The 1,864-nt window shown below is 38.5% G+C and carries 2 protein-coding genes and 1 pseudogene; all 3 read left to right on the top strand.

Annotated elements, in window-relative coordinates:
* On the top strand, positions 1 to 156 hold a 156-nt coding region (locus tag B4237_RS08900), incomplete at its 5' end, for an amino acid--tRNA ligase-related protein (protein WP_286942775.1).
* Between the two features lie 100 nt (positions 157 to 256).
* Positions 257 to 610 (top strand): hypothetical protein, encoded by a 354-nt coding sequence (locus B4237_RS08895; protein WP_286942772.1) that lies wholly within the window; start codon positions 257 to 259, stop codon positions 608 to 610.
* A 7-nt stretch (positions 611 to 617) separates the two neighbouring features.
* Positions 618 to 1,864, top strand: a pseudogene (locus tag B4237_RS08890) (hypothetical protein); the annotation flags it as partial.

The raw sequence follows: 1,864 nt of genomic DNA, 5'->3' as shown, positions 1-1,864 counted from the left end.
AGTGAAGCTATGTTTTTTGACGAGGATTATATTGACGCATTAAAGTACGGCATGCCTCCTGCGGTTGGTGTTGGTATTGGTATTGATAGATTGGTTATGTTGGCAACCAATAAATCTTCTATCAAAGACGTCATAATTTTTCCCACTTTAAAGTAAAAATTACGTCTTTTTTATCAACAAAAATCTTGCTGAATCTATTTACTTATGAAGCCTCAGAAATTAAGGTATTACTATGCATTTCAAATTGGGGTTGATTATGAAAAATATCTTTTTTTTACTACTTTTAACGGCCTGTTCAGTTTCCGCAAAATCGGTTGAGATTTACTGCAACGGTTTAACGAATGACAACCAAAGAGTTGAGCTTAAATTGGTTGTTGATACTGATAAAAATTCAGTGACTGTCGATGAGGCAGATACTTTTAATTTCGCGGTCTCGAATAAATTTAATTACGTTTGGGAATCAAGATACGGTAATGTGCCGTACACAAATATTCTGAACAAACTTGATGGCTCAATGGCAGTATTGATGCCTAATCAGGATTTAAACCAGCCACCAGTATTACGAGCACAGTTAATTTGTGTAGAAGAAAAAGATATTAAATTTGAGTAACAACTAAATGCGTATTTTACTCACACTCTTTACATTATCCTTAACTTCATTAGGGCTTGAAGCCGAGGAATATAAAGGTTCTGAAGTTTTATATGGTGCACAAGAGCTGTGTGAAGTAGATAGTGATGATGCAAGTGCCTGCAATTCTGAACTAGAAGATCAGACACTTAACTCAAATTTAAGACAGTTACCAGTCAATCCTTTACCACCAATTTCAAAAAATCCTAACCCAAGTGATGGCGGTATTACCACTGATGCAGCGGATGTTGAAGACAATGATGGAAATCTTGGGCTTGGATCAGGCGCCTTGCAAAACCTTGGTGATGGCATGAGAAACGTCGCAATTGGTGCTGATGCTTTATATAACAATTCTAGTGGAGATTCAAATACTGCCTTGGGATACTATTCGCTACTCAATAACATCGGGAATTACAACACAGCCGTTGGCGCTTATAGCTTATACAGCAATACCTTTGGAATGGATAATACAGGCATAGGCTTACGAGCTGCATATTCCAATACAACCGGTGACTATAATACTGCACTTGGAAGTAACGCCCTTTACACTAATGCTACTGGCAACAATAACACCGCAGTTGGCTACACAGCTCTCTACAATGCAACTGGAAACTCAAATACTGCTATCGGGCAATCTGCGATGTACTACACAACAACAGGAACCGAAAATAGTGCTGTTGGAGATTATGCGCTATATAAAAATACCACGGGTAGTTACAATAGTGCTTTTGGTAACCGCGCACTTTACCAAAACACTACAGGGGTAAATAATGTAGCCACTGGTGCTTACTCGCTCTATAACAACACCTCAGGTGGTTACAATACTGCCGTTGGATCTTACGCCTTAACTGCTAATACTACGGGTAGCGATAATGCTGCTCTTGGTAATGGAGCACTACAATCAAATACTACGGCTAATTACAATACAGCTTTTGGTAGCAATACACTTTACGCTAATACTACTGGTTATCAGAATACGGCTCTTGGAGGCCGTGCTTTAAATAACAACACAACGGGCGCAAATAATATAGCCATTGGTTATAATCCTTTAAATTTAAATACCACTGGTAATAATAATGTTGCCATAGGTTATGATGCTTTAGGCAGCAATACGACAGGTTCAGATAATGTTGCTATTGGTTATCAGGCCGGTTACAGCTCGGATTCAAGTAACAAACTTTACATAGCGAATGGAGACGGTGCAGATTATCAATTACTTTACGGTGATTTTTCAAC

Origin of the sequence: Acinetobacter sp. UBA6526 (assembly GCF_002434875.1) — a bacterium.
Taxonomy (GTDB): Bacteria; Pseudomonadota; Gammaproteobacteria; order Pseudomonadales; family Moraxellaceae; genus Acinetobacter; species Acinetobacter venetianus.
Note: the sequence above shows the minus strand (reverse complement) of the source record. Positions and strands in the feature narration are given on the sequence as shown.

Excerpts from the sequence above, each read along its gene's own strand:
- B4237_RS08895 (WP_286942772.1), top strand. The coding sequence starts at position 257 with ATGAAAAATATCTTTTTTTTACTACTTTTAACGGCCTGTTCAGTTTCC.